Raw genomic sequence first — 14,800 nt, 5'->3', positions numbered from 1 at the left:
GGCGCGCCGACGAGACAAAAGACTTGCGCGCCAGCGCTCCGCTAAGCTGACCCTACAGCACCCGGTCCAGCGCCGCGATCAGCCGGGCGACCTCTTCGGCCGAGGTATAGTGCACCGCCGACATCCGCAAGACACCCTTGTCGCGCGAGATTCCCAGCGCCTCCAGCGGCCGGACCGCATAGAAATCCCCCGCCCAGCAGGCGATCCCGTTGCGCCCCAGTTCCTCGCTGACCGGCTCGGCCACCCTGTCCAGCTCCACCGCCACCGTCGGCGCCCGCTGCTCCGCCGACCGCGGCCCCAGCAGCCGCACATCGTTCCGCCCCCCCAGGTAGTCGAGCAAAGGCTGGATCACCGCCACCTCCTGCGCGCGCATCAGGTCGTGCACCCCCCGGTTCCGCGCCGCCGGATCGCCGCCGATCCCATGCCTTTCGGCCAGCGCATCGACATAATCCGCCATCCCCGCGCAGGCCGCGATCTGCGCATGGTCCGGCCCCGCAGGCGTGTGCCGCTTGTACAAGGTCCCATGGTTGAAGAAATGCGCCTGCCCCGGCAGCTCCATCCCGAACGCCTCGCGCAGCACCATGATCCCCTGGTGCGGCCCATAGGTCTTGTAGGCCGAGAACAGGTACACATCGCACCCCAAGGCCGGGATATCCGGGAACCCGTGCGGAGCATAACTCACCCCGTCCACCACCGTCCGCGCCCCTGCCGCCTTGGCCATGGCACAGATCGCCGCCACGTCGTTGATCTCGGCGATCACGTTCGAACAATGCGGGAAGCACACGAGCTTTACCTTGCCATCCGCCAAAGCCGCATCCAGCGTCTCAAGGTCCAGCGATCCCGTCGACCGGTCCAGCTTCCACTCCCGGACCTCGATCCCTTCGTCAGCCAGCCGCCGCCAGACGCCCGAGTTCGCCTCGTGGTCCTGGTTCGTCACCACCACCGCGCCGCCCGTCCCGGCCATCCACTTCCGCACCGCCTGCGCCAGCACATAGGTGTTGGCGCTGGTCGACGGCCCGAACGACACCTCCTCGCGCGCGACGCCCATCATCGCCGCCAGCCGCGTCCGTGCCTCGTCCATCTCCGCGCCCCCCGCCTGCGCCCCCGGATAGGGCCCATAGGGCTGCACCTTGCGGTCCCGGTAGAACCGCGTCAGCCGGTCGACCACCTGCACGCATGGGTAACTCCCGCCCGCATTCTCGAAGAACGCATGCGTTGACAGGACTGGCGAGGCAAACGCCGGGAATTGCGCACGGACAAAGTCAAGATCAAGCGCCAAGGCACAGGGCTCCATGTTGGGGCCGCGGGCCGGGGCGCGCACGCAGTGCGGGGGCTCCCGGTCTGCGGCAGGTCTTCCAGCCAGACCCCCGGATGTCTCCCCGAAGGCCAGAGCCGGGATCGCCCCGGCATCGTCTGGCACGCTAGCCGCCCCGCGCCCGTCCCGCAACCCCCGCACGTGCCCGCTCCCGGGCCCGTGCACTGGGCAGAACCCGCTCGCCGATCGGGCATCCTGACGCAAGGTCACCTGAATTTGTGCCGTTTTCTGCAGCAAAGGCTGCAAAAATCCACAATTTCCCCTTGTCCTTTCCGGCGCTCCCTCCCACCTTCGCCCGATAGGCGTGCCGAGGGGGCAGCGTCTTCGACCACCACAAAAGAACATCTGGCAGCCGGCCCAACCGGCAGGCCAAAGCAGAGGAGCACTTATGTCCCGATTTTCCCTTTCCATGTTCAGCGCAGCCTCTGTGCTGGCGCTTACCGTCTCGGCGCATGCCGCCGACCCCGAATTCACCGTGCTTGACTGGGCCGGCTGGGAAATCGACGGGATGCTGCAACCCTACGTCGACAAGCATGGCCAGAAGCCGACATATGTCTTCTTCGCCGACGATGACGAGGCGTTCCAGAAGATGTCCTCGGGCTTCAAGGCCGACGTCGTGCATCCCTGCGCCGCCGCCGTTCCCCGCTACATCGACGCGGGCCTGATCGAGCCCTGGGATACCTCGAAGATCCCGGAATTCGCCAACATCCCGGCGCGGATGGTCGAACCCTTCACCAATGACCAGGGCGTCTGGTTCATCCCGACCGACTACGCCTACACCGCCATCGCCTACAACGCCGAGACGGTGCCTGCGGAAGACGTGGCCTCGGTCCAGGTCTTCACCAACGAGAAATACGCCGGTCGCATCTCGCTTCCGGACAACACCGACGACGTCTGGTCGCTCGCTTTCATGGCCACCGGCGTTACCTCGTGGGACAACGTGACCGACGAACAGTTCACCGCCGCCGCCGACTGGCTGCGCAAGGTGCACCCGAACGTCCGCGCCTACTGGGCCGACCCGTCGGAACTGTCGCAGCTGATGGCCTCGGGCGAAGTGCAGGTGGCCTGGTCCTGGAATGACCCGGTCGCGATCCTCCAGTCCGAAAACTTCCCCGTGGGCTTCAACCGCGCTGCCGCCGAAGGTGCCGCGACCTGGTACTGCGGCTTCGTCAACGTCAAGGACGCCCCGGGCGTCGAGGACAAGGCTTACGACCACATCAACTCGCTTCTGGCGCATTCCTCGGCCCAGCCGCTTCTGGATGCCATCGGCTATGCGCTGGCGAACGACGCCGCGATGGCCGAAATCCCGGCCGAAGCGCTGGCTGCAGCCTATGTCGACCCGGTGACCACGCCCCTCTTCGTGCAGTCGCCGCCGACGACCGAGCTTCGCGACCGCATGATCGAGGAATTCGAGCTGATCAAGTCGGGCTTCTGATCCCGTCCGACCACTCCAACGAACGCCCGGGGGAAACCTCGGGCGTTTTGGTTTTCGCACTCTTTGCGCCCACTTCACCAGCGCTGCTACGATGACCCGGCGAAATGTCAGCCGATCCCTGCGGTCAACCGCCTGAGCGTGTCGCTTAAGGTAGCGTCGGCCACGAATTCATCCCCGCCCACCGTTCACACCCCGGTTGCACCGCCGCCCCGCCCCGTCTAAGCCACAGGGACCCCCACTCCGGTCCCTCATGTTCGAAGTCATCGCCCTCAGCTTCGCCTTCACCTTCGGCCTTGCCGTCCGCCGGATGGGTCTGCCGCCGCTGGTGGGCTTTCTCGCCGCGGGCTTCGCGATCAATGCCGTAGGCCCGGCCCTCGGCCTGCCCGAGAAAACCGGCGAGATCCTCGACCACGTCGCCCACCTCGGCGTCCTCCTCCTCCTCTTTGCCGTGGGCCTGAAGCTCCGTCTCGGCCAGCTTGCCCAGCCCCAGGTCTTTGGTGGAGCGCTCATCCACTCCGCGATCACCACCGCCGTCTTCTCTGCGGGCCTCGTTGTCTTCCTCCGCCTCGACTGGTCCACCGCCCTCCTCCTCGGCGTGGTCCTCTCCTTCTCCTCCACCGTCTTCTCGGCCAAGGTGCTGGAGGCCAAGCGCGACATCGGCGCCTTCTACGGCCGCACCGCCATCGGCATCCTCGTCGTTCAGGACATCATCGCGCTCGCTGTCCTCTCCCTCTACAGCGGCCAGGCCCCATCCCCTTGGGCGCTGGCCCTCCTCGTCGCGCTTCCGCTCCTGCGCCCCATCCTCCACTGGCTCCTCGACGCCTCCGGCCATGACGAGCTCCTCGTCCTCGCCGGGATGCTCCTCGCTGTCGTGGCCGGCGGCGCCGGCTTTCAGGCCGTGGGCCTCGGGGCCGAGATCGGCGCGCTGGTCATTGGCCTCCTCCTCTCCACCCATGCCCGCGCCAAGGAGCTGTCCGATTCCCTCTGGGGCCTGAAAGAGCTGTTCCTCGTCGGATTCTTCCTGCAGATCGGCATGTCCGGCCTGCCCGGCCCCGGCGACCTGGCCATCGCCCTCGTTCTCACGCTGCTTCTGCCCCTCAAGGGCGCGCTCTTCTTCGCCCTCCTCCTCGCCTTCCGTCTCCGCGCCCGGACCGCCTTCCTGACCGCGCTCAACCTCACCGCCTACAGCGAATTCAGCCTGATCGTCGCCGCTGTTGTCCTTCCGGAATGGCTGGTCCCCCTTGCCCTTGCCGTCAGCCTCTCCTTCATGTTCGCGGCCCCCCTGGACCGCTTCGCCGACCGCCTTTTCGAACGGCTCGAACCGCGCCTCCACGGCTTCCAGGCGCGCCGCGTCCACCGGGACGAGCTGCCGACCGACCTTGGAAACGCCTCCGTCCTGATCCTCGGCATGGGCCGCACCGGCACCGCCGCCTATGACCAGATCGCCCCGCAGCTAAGCGCCGTTGGCATCGACGCCGACACCTACCGCGTTCAGGCCCATGTCGAGACCGGCCGCAACGTCCTTTTCGCCGATGTCGAGGACGCAGGCTTTTGGCGCGGGCTCCGCATGTCGGGGATCGAAGGCGCGATCCTCGCGATGGACAACATCGAAGCCAAGGAAAGCGCCGCCCGCGCGCTGCGCGCCAAGGGCTTCCACGGCCCGATCATCGCCCATGCTTTGTATGAGGACCACGTCCTCCGCCTCAAGACCGCGGGGGCCGACCACATCTACCAGACGATGAACCAGGCCGGCATCGGGCTGGCTGAGCAGGCCGCCCGCGCCATCGAACTGGACCGCCAGCCCGCCAGTCTGATCGAGGTCTAGGGCCGCGGGGCAGACCTTTCCAGATCCTTAACGACCGCAGACAACCTGTTGATTTCCCTCGCGCATCCGCGTTTGTCCACCGTGGACACCTACCGCCCCAGCGTCGCCACCACCAGCTCCGCCGCCGCCGCGCCCGAGTTCTGCTGCTGCCCGGTGATCAGGTTCCCGTCCCGCACTGCGAAGGCCTTGAAAGCCCCCGAAGTGATGAAATTCGTCCCCTCGATCTTCCCCGCCTCCTCCTCGATCCAGAACGGCTGGATCCGCTTGCCCACGAAACTGTCCGCATAGGCCTCCTCGGCGTTGGCAAACCCCGTCCAGGTCCGCCCTTTCACCAGCAGGTCACCATTCGACAGCCGCGTCTTCAGAAGGACGCAGGTCCCATGGCAGACCACCGCCACCACCTTCCCCGCCTCCCAGGCCCGCGCGACGAACCCGTGCAGCTCCGCATCGTCGATCATCGTCACCATCGGCGACTGCCCACCCACGACGAAGATCGCGTCGTACCCGGCCAGATCGACCTCCCGGATCGCCCGCGTCCCTGCCAGCAACGCCGCATGGGTAGGCGACTTCTTGAACCCCAGCGACAGGATATCCGCCGCCGAGTATCCGCTCGCATCCTCCGGGTCCGAATAGCTGTCTCCCACCAGATCGCCGCCCTTCGGGCTGACGATGTCGACCTCGTAGCCCGCCTCGGCGAAGACCCACCAGGGATGCGTCAGCTCCGCCCACCAGAACCCGATCGGCCAGCCCGTGGTGGGCGACACCCCCGGGTTCGCCGCGATCATCAGGACGCGCTTCTTCGTATGGATGTCGATGTTCCCGGACATGGGATTTCCTTTCCTGTGTTGCTCTCTTGCGCGGCTATTCGACCTCAGGCGTCGCCGCCCGCCGGATCGCCTCGGCCAGCGCCGCGGGCGCGGTCAGCATCGGCGCGTGGCCAGTGTCCAGCGGCACCGCCTCCTCCACCGTGCCGCGCCCGATCATCGTCAGCTGCAGGTCGGTCGACACCGCCCGGTCGCGCAGCGTCACCACATACCCCTTCCGCACCGCCCCGAACCGCTCTGCCGTCAGCGGCACCGGTGTCGCCAGGGGCGCCAACGGCTCGTCCACCATCGCAGACGCCACCGCCTCGCCCACCGCCGCATCGGCATCGTTGGCAAAGATCGCTGCCCGGTCGCGCGGGTTGACCGAGGCGCTGGAGTAATCCGCGGCCACCACAAAACTGTCCGCCTGCCAGCCGCCATGGTGATCCGAGGCCGCAAGCTCCTGCAAACTGTCCCCCGGGTTTGTCCCCACACGCGGCAGATAGGCCGCGACATAGACCAGCCCCGCCAGAGCCGAGGGATCGGCCTCCGCCACGCCCGAGATCACCATGCCCCCGAAACTGTGCCCGACCAGAACCACCTTCCCATCCGGGTCAGCCGCCGCCGCCTCTGCCACGGCCTGCGAAACCGTGGCCACATGATCCGCCATCTGCACCTCGCCCAAAGCGCGGCCATCACCGGACCGTCCCGGAAGGTCGACGGTCACCACCGTCTCGCCCGCGGTCCGCATCGCATCCGCCGTGGCCTGCCAGGCCGCAGCCGTCTGAAAGGCGCCGTGGACGATGACAAAGGTCTCGGCCAAGCCAGGTGTCGTCAGGGCGCAGAAGGCCGCGCCCAAAGCCAGGGGCTTCAGGGTCATCTCATTCTTCCTTTCTCTTTGCGTTATGCGGTAACAGGCGGCAGGTCGTACCAGTCAGGTTTCGACTGCTCCCACAGGTTCTTGATGATCCGCTTTCCGATGGGTCCGTCGATCAGCCCGGCCGAGATAAGCCAGCGCCCCGCTGCAGTGACCTCTTTCAGGACCCGGCCCCCGCAGGTTCCGCAGAAGGCCCGCCGCGCGGCTTCCGAGGACTGGTACCAGACCAGCGCATCGGCCCCCCGAAGTTCAGCCTCGGCCTGAGGAACGGCCAGGAAGGCATTGAAATTTCCGTGCATCTTCTGACAGTCGCCACAGTGGCAGGCCAGCACACCGGCCGAGGCCGCCGGGATCGTCACCTGCACCTTTCCACAGTGGCAGGACGCGTGAAGTGTGTCGCTCATCGTCTTCCCCTCATTGCCCCGCGACCGCCGCGAAGGCCCAATTCCGTCCTTTTCCGCGCAGGATCGCCTGGTTGATCCAGACCATGGCGAAGGGCTCCAGGATACGCGCCTGCCGCAGGCCGCCCGCATCCAGCGCCTCGAACCCCAGGTCCACCAGAAGCTGCATCGCCGCCATCTTGGCCCCTGCATCATCCCCCGCGACCAGCTGCACGGGCCGGTGGGCCAAGTGGTCGTTCTTCGCCATGATCTCGGCGCCGACCTGGTTCAACGTCTTCACCACCCGCGCGCCAGGCAGCCAGCCCTGCACGATCTCGGCCCCGCTGGTCCCATGACCGATAACCAGCCCCAGCGCGCCGTCGACCATGCCCAAAGGGTTCATGCAGTCGATCACCACCTTGCCCGCCAGATCGCCCAGCGCCCTCACCGCCGCCTCGGCCTTGGCCCAGGGCAGAGCCAGGATCACCACATCCGCCCCCATCGCCGCGTCGGCGGGAAAGGCCACCGCCGCCCCCGTCTCCGCGGCCAGCGCCATCACGTCCGGCTTGCCTGCATCGCGCACGCCCAGCACCAGCACGTGGCCCTTGTCCGCCAGCCCCTTGGCGATGGCACCGCCGACATTGCCCGTCCCGATGATCGCGACCCGCATCCAGAACCTCCTTGCCCAAGGCATGGGCCAAGGGATATGCCAAACGTGACAGAAGGAAAAACGAATACGGCTCATGTCTGACTTAAGCGATCTGCAACTCCGCAGGCTGGACCTGACCCTGCTTCTCGTCTTCCTCGGTCTCCTGCGGCACCGGAAGGCAGTGGCGGTGGCGGACGAGTTGGGCCTGACGCAATCCGCGATCAGCCAGGCCCTGCGCCGGTTGCGCGACGTGTTCGGCGACCCCCTCTTCCTCCGCCGACCGCACGGGATGGAGCCGACCGCCACCGCCCTCGCCCTGGAACGCCCCGTCACACAGGCGGTTGAGGCCCTACGCAGCGCCCTCGGCCAAGCCCGCGCCTTCGACCCCGCGACTGCCGAGGGTGTCATCCGTATCGCTGCGCTGGACAGCCAGCAGGCCGGCCTCGTCCCCGCCCTCGCCGCCCGCCTGCGCAGCCTTGCCCCCGGCCTGACCCTCTCCGTCCTGCCCTTGGGCCGCACTGCCGCCGTCGATGCGCTGATCGAGGGCCGGATTGAGCTTTTCCTCGGCCTCCTCCCCGACCTCCCCGACACGATCCGCGTCGCGCCGCTTTACGCCGAGACCTACCTTGTCGCCGGTCGCCCTGACGTCCTGCCGCAGCGCCTGGACCTCGCAAGCTACTCCGCCGCCGACCACATCCTCGTCGCCCCCGGCGGGGACCTCACCGGCATCGTCGACGTTGAGCTTCAGCGCCAGGGACTGAGCCGTCGCGTCATCCTGGGTCTGCCCGCCTTCCTTCCCGCCCTCGCCGCCGCCGCGAGCACCGGGGCGCTCGTCACCCTGCCCACCCGCATCGCCACCGCCTTTGCCCCCGGCTTCGGCCTGGTGACCGCCCCGCCGCCCCTTGCCTTGCGCAGCTTCGCCGTCTCGGCCCACTGGCACCGCCGCAACGACGGCGACCCGCGGCTGGCCTGGCTGGTGGCGCAAGCGAAGGCCGCGGGGGAAGCGCATGAGATGGTAAGCGCATCCTGAACGTCCACGCCCAAGCCCTTGATTTGCAAGGCCCCGCGAATCGGTCCTGCGTGGACACCGCCCTTGCACCCCCCGCCCCCGACCCCTATATTGACCCCTGTCCGGGGCAACCCGGTCTATGGCGATAAACGCACCTGTAATAATCGGCTCGGACCCGGGGGCGGTACCCGGCGGCTCCACCAGACACCCGTTCGTTGCGGGGGGACGGGGCCGAAATAGGATCGACGAACGACCAAAGAGGCCAGCTTTCGCTCGGTGAGGTACCACCGTTATCGGTCCATGATCACAGTTGCCAACGACAACCGTGCTCCGGTGGCGCTGGCCGCGTAAGCGGCTCGCAAGACCAAAACTAAGCCCTTGCGGTTAGCCCCGTAAGGCGGGGCCCGCCGGAGCCTGGCAACAGAATCCGGCACCTCCACTTTCCCGCCAGAAGGCACCGGCAAACTTTTGGACTCAGGTACCTGGCAACAGAAACCTGCACCTTTTCCTCCGCTCCTCGTTCGACTTCGTCTCCTCGTCGCCTTGCGAGGAGAACCAAAGGGCACGACGAGCCGCTTGCCAGAAGCCCGGCGGCAACCCATCCTGCCCCATGCTCCGCGCGGCCCTTCTCCTCTGCCTGACCGCCCAGCCCGCCGCTTCCTGCGAGACGGCGCTTCTCCTGTCCATCGACGTCTCAGGCTCCATCGACATGGGCGACTACCTCCTCCAGACCGAGGGCCTGGCCTTTGCCCTGCAGGACCCCGAGGTCGGCGAAGCCCTGGTCAAGGGCCAGGTCGCGCTGGCCGTGGCCCAGTGGTCCGGCATCGAGGAGCAGGCGCTGGTCCTGTCCTGGCAGCGCATGCTTGCGCCTGATGACGTCACCCGCTTCGCCGCCCGCGCCGCCGACATCCCCCGCGCCTTCAGCGGATCTGACACCGCCGTCGGCCAGGGCCTGCGCTTTGCCGCCGCCCAGTTCGCCGCCGTCCCCGACTGCGCGGCCCGCGTCATCGACGTCTCGGGCGACGGCCAGGAAAACGCGGGCTTCACCGACGCGAAGGCCCGGGCCGAGGCGATGGACGCCGGTATCACCATCAACGCCATCGCCATCGAGGAACCCGGCCCCGCCTTCCCGATCACCAGCTACTACCAACGCTGGATCATCACGCCCGGCGGCTTCGTCGTCACCGCCCGCGGGTTGCAGGATTATGCCGAGACCCTGCGGCTGAAGCTGCTGCGCGAACTCCTAAAACCTGTTGGCTGACCCTTGACCGCCTGGCGTCGACACCGTACCCCTTCCGCCATGGGGTCCGCGTCCACCCCGTGAGGCCCCGGCCCAAGCGTCGCATCCCTGACCCATTGGCCAAAGGATGCACCCCATGCCGCAGTTCACCCAGATCACTCCCGCCCAGGCCTGTCGTCGGATCGGCACGCCCGATGCGCCCACGATCTTCGATGTCCGCACTGACGAGGACACCGCAGCGCTACCGCGACTGATCCCCACGTCACGCCGCATGGCCCACACTGCCGTGGCGACGCTGTCCAATGACTCCGGTTCGGCCATCGTCGTCTGCACCAGGGGCCGCAAGCTTTCCGAAGGGGCCGCGGCCTGGCTTCGGTCCAAGGGATGGCAAGCCGAGGTTCTTGAAGGCGGCATCCTCGCCTGGGAGGCCGCAGGTCTGCCGACGACCCCGCTCTCGGTCCTGCCGCCGGCGGGCGCGCCTTGGGTCACCCGCCATCGGCCCAAGATCGACCGCATCGCCTGCCCCTGGCTGATCCGCCGCTTCATCGACCCGACCGCCCGCTTTCTTTTCGTCGCGCCCTCCGAAGTGGCCGATGTCGCGGACCGCTTCGGCGCCATCCCGTTTGATATCGAGGGTGTGCGGTTCAGCCACCGCGGCGACCAATGCAGCTTTGATGCCCTCCTCGATGACTTCGGACTGCATACCGAGGCGCTGGACCGCATGGCACTGGTGATCCGTGCCGCCGATACCGACCGGCATGACCTGGCACCTCAGGCTGCGGGCCTGCTTGCGCTGTCAGTCGGGCTGTCACGACTGTATCGCGATGACCTGCAACAGCTTGAGGCCGGGATCGCGCTGTATGATGCGCTTTACCGCTGGGCCCGCGACGGGCACGAGGAGGGCCACGACTGGCCGGCGGGAAGAACCGAATGACCGAATCCACGATGACCCCGACCCTCCCTGACCTGACCCGCACTTTCGCAAAGATCGGCTGCCTGTCCTTTGGCGGACCCGCCGCGCAGATCGCGTTGATGCACCGCATCATCCTGGACGAAAAGCGCTGGGTGGCCGAGGCCGACTACCTGCGCGCCCTGTCCTTCTGCATGCTTCTTCCGGGACCTGAGGCGATGCAGCTGGCCACCTGGATCGGCTGGCGGCTGCACGGGGTGAAGGGCGGCCTGATCGCCGGGGGGCTTTTCGTGCTGCCCGGCGCGGTCGTGGTCCTGGCGCTGTCGCTGATCTATGCCGCCTTCGGTCAGGTCCCGGTCATGGCGGCCCTCTTCACCGGCGTGCAGGCCGCCGTCATCGCCATCGTGATTGAGGCGCTGATCCGCGTCTCGAAGCGCGCCCTGAAATCGCGCGAGGCCTATGTGATCGCCATCGCGGCCTTCGTGGGCCTGTTCCTTTTGAAACTGCCCTTCCCGCTGATCATCCTTGCTGCCGGGCTTTGGGGGTTCTTCCGGACCCGCGCCGTCGCGCGCGACCTCGGCGCCTCGCCGCCGCCTGCCGCCCTTGCCCGCTCTCTGCGCGCCGCAGCCGTCTGGCTGGTGATCTGGCTTGCCCCGCTGGGTGCCCTGATCCTTCTGGCCCCGGGTCGCCTGGCCGAAATCGGCCTCTTCTTCTCGAAACTCGCTGTCCTGACCTTTGGCGGCGCCTACGCGGTGCTGGCCTGGATGGCGCAGGAGGTGGTCGAAGACAAGGGCTGGCTGACCTTGCCCCAGATGATGGATGGCCTTGGGCTTGCCGAGACAACGCCAGGGCCCCTGATTCTGGTCAACGAATTCGTGGGCTTCCTGGCCGCGCACCAGGTCGGCGGCTGGACCCTGGGCCTCGCGGGCGCGGGCATCGCGCTGTGGATGACCTTCGTGCCCTCGTTCCTGTTCATCTTCGCCGGCAGCCCGTTCATCGACCGGCTGACCCACATGCCCCGCCTATCCGGTGCGCTGGCGGCAATCACGGCGGCGGTGGTGGGGGTGATCGCGAATCTCTCGCTGTGGTTCGCGCTGCATGTCCTGTTCGCGACGCTGTCCGAGACAAGTCTCGGACCGGTTCATCTGCTGGTCCCCGATCCGTCCAGCCTGCGCCTGCTGCCCGCCGCAATCGCGGTTTTCTCTGCCTGGGCGCTGCTTTGGCGCCATTGGTCGCTGGCCGCAGTGCTTGGCCTATCAGCACTTTTCTCTGCGGCAACCGTGCTGGTCTGACGGGTGTTGCGCATCGCTGACTTCCACCCTTCCCTTGGGCACCGAATTGCCTATGCTGCAGTCCAACCGTGAAAGGACGGCGCCCATGGCACGCAGCATCGACTATGGCAACCTCATGCACCGCGCGATGCGGGGCCTGATCCAGTCGGTCCTGACCGAGGTTGCCGAACACGGCCTGCCCGGCGCGCACCACTTCTTCATCACCTTCGACACCAAGCATCCCGACGTGCAGATGGCCGACTGGCTGAAGGAACGCTATCCGACCGAGATGACCATCGTCATCCAGCACTGGTTCGAGAACCTCACCGTCACCGATGAGGGCTTCAGCATCACCCTGAACTTCGGCAACAACCCAGAGCCGATGGTGATCCCATTCGACGCCCTGCGTACCTTCGTCGACCCGTCCGTCGAATTCGGCCTGCGGTTCGAGACGCAGGAACAGGACGAGGACGACGAGGACGAGGAAGAGGACATCGAGGTCGAGGAAGAACCGCACCGGCAGGACGCCGAGATCGTCTCGCTCGACCAGTTCCGCAAACACTGATGAGCGACCTCGCGTTATTCCGTCGGCGGCTTCTCAAGAACCCCCGGCAGGTGTCGGCGATTGCGCCGTCGTCGCGCACGCTTGCCCGGGCGATGACGCTGGGCCTTGGTCCGAACAGCGGCCCGGTTGTGGAGTTCGGCCCCGGCACCGGGCGGTTCACCGAGGCGATCCTTGCCCGTGGTGTGCCGCCGGAAAACGTAACGCTCTTCGAACTGGACGAGGAATTCGTTGCCTATCTCCGGCAGAAGTTTCCCGGCGTGACCGTGCACCAGCTGCCCGCGCAAGAGGCCGCGAACCTGGTCGCCCCTGGCGTCAGTACCGTGATCTCCGGCCTGCCGCTGCTGTCGATGCCCGAGGACGTGCGCGAAGGCATCGTCTCGGCCGCCTTCGCGATCCTTGCGCCCCGGGGCCGCTATGTCCAGTTCACCTACGGCCCCCGCCCGCCCTTGCCGGCCGAAACGATTTCTGCGCTTGGGCTGACAGTGAACAAGGGCCACAAGGTCTGGGCCAACCTCCCCCCCGCCACGGTCTACCGCTTCCGCCGCGCGTGATTTCGGTATACCATTGCATGCCGGATTGATTTCGGGCGCCCGCAGCGCTATGCGGGGCCCGAGAGTTTGCGAGGAGTTTGCCATGACCGCCACCCGGACCGAGACTGACAGCTTTGGCCCGCTTGAGGTGCCCGCCGACAAGTACTGGGGCGCGCAGACCCAGCGGTCGATCATCAACTTCCCCATCGGCTGGGAACGCCAGCCCGTCCCGATCATCCGGGCGCTCGGTGTGATCAAGAAGGCCTGTGCGCTGGTCAACATCGATCAGGGCGACATCTCGCCCGAGCTGGGCCAGGCCATCGCCGCCGCGGCGCAAGAGGTGATCGAGGGCAAGTTCGACGACAACTTTCCGCTGGTGGTCTGGCAGACCGGCTCGGGCACCCAGTCGAACATGAACGCGAACGAGGTGATCTCGAACCGCGCCATCGAGAAGCTGGGCGGCGTCATGGGCTCGAAAAAGCCGGTGCATCCGAACGACCACGTGAACATGGGCCAGTCGTCGAACGACACCTTCCCGACCGCGATGCACGTGGCCATCGGCATGCACACGCGCGACCTGTTGATGCCGGGGCTGAAGAAGCTTCTGGCCGCGCTGGATGCCAAGGCGGTGGAGTTCAAGGACATCATCAAGATCGGCCGCACCCATACCCAGGACGCAACCCCCTTGACCCTTGGCCAGGAATTCTCGGGCTATGCCATGCAGGTCCGCAAGGGAATCGAGCGGGTCGAGATGTGCCTGCCCGACATCTATGAGCTTGCCCAGGGCGGCACCGCCGTCGGCACGGGCCTGAACACCCGCGTCGGCTGGGACACCCGCGTCGCCGCGCGCATCGCCGAGATCACCGGCCTGCCCTTCGTCACCGCGCCGAACAAGTTCGAGGCGCTGGCCGCCCATGACGCTATGGTCATGTTCTCGGGCGCCTTGAAGACGATTGCCGCCTCGCTGTTCAAGATCGCCAACGACCTGCGGCTACTGGGCTCCGGTCCCCGTTCGGGCCTGGGCGAGCTGATCCTGCCGGAAAACGAGCCCGGATCGTCGATCATGCCGGGCAAGGTCAACCCGACCCAGGCCGAGGCGATGACCATGGTCTGCGCGCAGGTGATGGGCAACGACGCGGGCGTGGGCTTTGCCGGCAGCCAGGGGCACTTCGAGCTGAACGTCTACAACCCGATGATGGCCTACAACGTGCTGCAGTCCATCCAGCTTCTGGGCGACGCCGCCGTCAGCTTCACCGACAACATGGTGGTGGGGACCCAGGCCAACATCCCGCGGATCAAGAAGCTGATGCAGGAATCACTGATGCTGGTCACAGCACTTGCGCCCACCATCGGCTACGACAATGCGACCAAGGTCGCCAAGACCGCGCACAAGAACGGCACGACCCTGCGGGAAGAAGCGATTGCCCTGGGCTTCGTCGATGGCGAGACCTTCGACCGGATCGTCCGGCCCGAGGACATGATCGGCCCCAAAGGCTGACGCGGCGGGCTGATGGGCGAGGTCGTCAACCTTCGGACCGTGAAGAAACAGGCGGCCCGCAAGGCCGCCCGCTCAGCCGCCGACGCGAATGCCGCCAAGCATGGTCGGACGAAGGCGGAGCGGGTCCTCGACAAGGCCCGCGCCGAGAAGGCCGCGCGGGAACTCGACAGCCACAAGCGCGAGACGGAGTAACCTGCCGTTAACCCTGTCTTGGCAGGGTTGCGGGCAGGAGGTGCGATGATGCGGGAAATGCCTTTGCCGATCACGTCGCAGGAGTGGATGCGACAGATGTTTGCCACCAAGACGGCGCTCGACGGCGGTGTCATCCGCCGAAAAGTGAGCGATGTCGAACGCCTCGTCGGGCGCGATGCCTTCCTGGCGGCGATGAAGAAGCGTGGCTACCGGGTGGTAGAGAACGCGGGACATTTCGTCGTCTTCTGCAATTCTGACGACGTGTTGCTGCGCCTCTGACATCCAGGACCCAAATTTCTTA

The 14,800-nt window shown here is 66.9% G+C and carries 16 protein-coding genes and 1 other RNA gene; 12 read left to right on the top strand and 5 right to left on the bottom strand.

Annotated features, from left to right (window positions below):
• Positions 1-52 precede the first annotated feature (52 nt).
• Positions 53-1,294 carry an aminotransferase class V-fold PLP-dependent enzyme gene (locus tag AC2EAL_RS19850; protein WP_484725997.1) on the bottom strand — a complete coding sequence of 414 codons (1,242 nt, stop codon included), beginning with the start codon at positions 1,292-1,294 and terminating at the stop codon, positions 53-55.
• Between the two features lie 409 nt (positions 1,295-1,703).
• Between AC2EAL_RS19850 and AC2EAL_RS19845 the strand changes: the two genes are divergently transcribed.
• Positions 1,704-2,750 (top strand): ABC transporter substrate-binding protein, encoded by a 1,047-nt coding sequence (locus AC2EAL_RS19845; protein WP_484725967.1) that lies wholly within the window; start codon positions 1,704-1,706, stop codon positions 2,748-2,750.
• A 250-nt stretch (positions 2,751-3,000) separates the two neighbouring features.
• Complete coding sequence (locus AC2EAL_RS19840; RefSeq protein WP_484725966.1) at positions 3,001-4,575, top strand: cation:proton antiporter domain-containing protein; 1,575 nt, start codon at positions 3,001-3,003, stop codon at positions 4,573-4,575.
• Positions 4,576-4,664: 89 nt separating this feature from the next.
• Here AC2EAL_RS19840 and AC2EAL_RS19835 read toward each other — a convergent pair whose 3' ends face one another.
• The 4 genes from AC2EAL_RS19835 to AC2EAL_RS19820 are packed head-to-tail and all read right to left on the bottom strand — an operon-like array spanning position 4,665 to position 7,305.
• Positions 4,665-5,402 carry a type 1 glutamine amidotransferase domain-containing protein gene (locus AC2EAL_RS19835; protein WP_484725965.1) on the bottom strand — a complete coding sequence of 246 codons (738 nt, stop codon included), beginning with the start codon at positions 5,400-5,402 and terminating at the stop codon, positions 4,665-4,667.
• A 34-nt stretch (positions 5,403-5,436) separates the two neighbouring features.
• Positions 5,437-6,258, bottom strand: a complete 822-nt coding sequence (locus AC2EAL_RS19830; protein ID WP_484725964.1) for an alpha/beta fold hydrolase — start codon at positions 6,256-6,258, stop codon at positions 5,437-5,439.
• 23 nt (positions 6,259-6,281) lie between these two features.
• Positions 6,282-6,659: a GFA family protein gene (locus AC2EAL_RS19825; RefSeq protein WP_484725963.1), complete on the bottom strand. Its 378-nt coding sequence runs from the start codon at positions 6,657-6,659 to the stop codon at positions 6,282-6,284.
• A 10-nt stretch (positions 6,660-6,669) separates the two neighbouring features.
• Positions 6,670-7,305, bottom strand: a complete 636-nt coding sequence (locus AC2EAL_RS19820; protein WP_484725962.1) for an NADPH-dependent F420 reductase — start codon at positions 7,303-7,305, stop codon at positions 6,670-6,672.
• Between the two features lie 73 nt (positions 7,306-7,378).
• Here AC2EAL_RS19820 and AC2EAL_RS19815 point away from each other — a divergent pair, with 73 nt between their 5' ends.
• The 10 genes from AC2EAL_RS19815 to AC2EAL_RS19770 all read left to right on the top strand — a co-directional run bounded on the left by AC2EAL_RS19815 (position 7,379) and on the right by AC2EAL_RS19770 (position 14,778).
• Positions 7,379-8,314, top strand: a complete 936-nt coding sequence (locus AC2EAL_RS19815) for a LysR substrate-binding domain-containing protein (protein WP_484725961.1) — start codon at positions 7,379-7,381, stop codon at positions 8,312-8,314.
• Between the two features lie 59 nt (positions 8,315-8,373).
• Positions 8,374-8,728: a transfer-messenger RNA gene (gene ssrA / locus AC2EAL_RS19810) on the top strand.
• 175 nt (positions 8,729-8,903) lie between these two features.
• The gene (locus AC2EAL_RS19805) at positions 8,904-9,554 is read left to right on the top strand and encodes a DUF1194 domain-containing protein (protein WP_484725960.1); all 651 of its coding nucleotides are present in this window, start codon (positions 8,904-8,906) and stop codon (positions 9,552-9,554) included.
• Positions 9,555-9,669: 115 nt separating this feature from the next.
• Positions 9,670-10,467 carry a chromate resistance protein ChrB domain-containing protein gene (locus AC2EAL_RS19800; protein WP_484725959.1) on the top strand — a complete coding sequence of 266 codons (798 nt, stop codon included), beginning with the start codon at positions 9,670-9,672 and terminating at the stop codon, positions 10,465-10,467.
• Positions 10,468-10,478: 11 nt separating this feature from the next.
• Positions 10,479-11,735 carry a chromate efflux transporter gene (gene chrA, locus AC2EAL_RS19795; protein WP_484725958.1) on the top strand — a complete coding sequence of 419 codons (1,257 nt, stop codon included), beginning with the start codon at positions 10,479-10,481 and terminating at the stop codon, positions 11,733-11,735.
• Between the two features lie 85 nt (positions 11,736-11,820).
• Positions 11,821-12,279 carry an SspB family protein gene (locus AC2EAL_RS19790; protein ID WP_484725957.1) on the top strand — a complete coding sequence of 153 codons (459 nt, stop codon included), beginning with the start codon at positions 11,821-11,823 and terminating at the stop codon, positions 12,277-12,279.
• Positions 12,279-12,830 (top strand): class I SAM-dependent methyltransferase, encoded by a 552-nt coding sequence (locus AC2EAL_RS19785; protein ID WP_484725956.1) that lies wholly within the window; start codon positions 12,279-12,281, stop codon positions 12,828-12,830. The genes AC2EAL_RS19790 and AC2EAL_RS19785 overlap by 1 nt, the downstream gene beginning before the upstream one ends.
• Before the next feature lie 82 nt (positions 12,831-12,912).
• Positions 12,913-14,307: a class II fumarate hydratase gene (gene fumC, locus AC2EAL_RS19780; RefSeq protein ID WP_484725955.1), complete on the top strand. Its 1,395-nt coding sequence runs from the start codon at positions 12,913-12,915 to the stop codon at positions 14,305-14,307.
• A gap of 12 nt (positions 14,308-14,319) precedes the next feature.
• Positions 14,320-14,499 carry a DUF4169 family protein gene (locus tag AC2EAL_RS19775; RefSeq protein ID WP_484725954.1) on the top strand — a complete coding sequence of 60 codons (180 nt, stop codon included), beginning with the start codon at positions 14,320-14,322 and terminating at the stop codon, positions 14,497-14,499.
• A 45-nt stretch (positions 14,500-14,544) separates the two neighbouring features.
• Entirely contained in the window at positions 14,545-14,778 is a 234-nt protein-coding gene (locus AC2EAL_RS19770; protein ID WP_484725953.1) for an N-(5'-phosphoribosyl)anthranilate isomerase, read from the top strand.
• Positions 14,779-14,800 lie beyond the last annotated feature (22 nt).

The sequence above is a fragment of the Tabrizicola sp. T74 genome (assembly GCF_057219935.1).
This window is presented reverse-complemented; position numbering and strand designations above follow the sequence as displayed.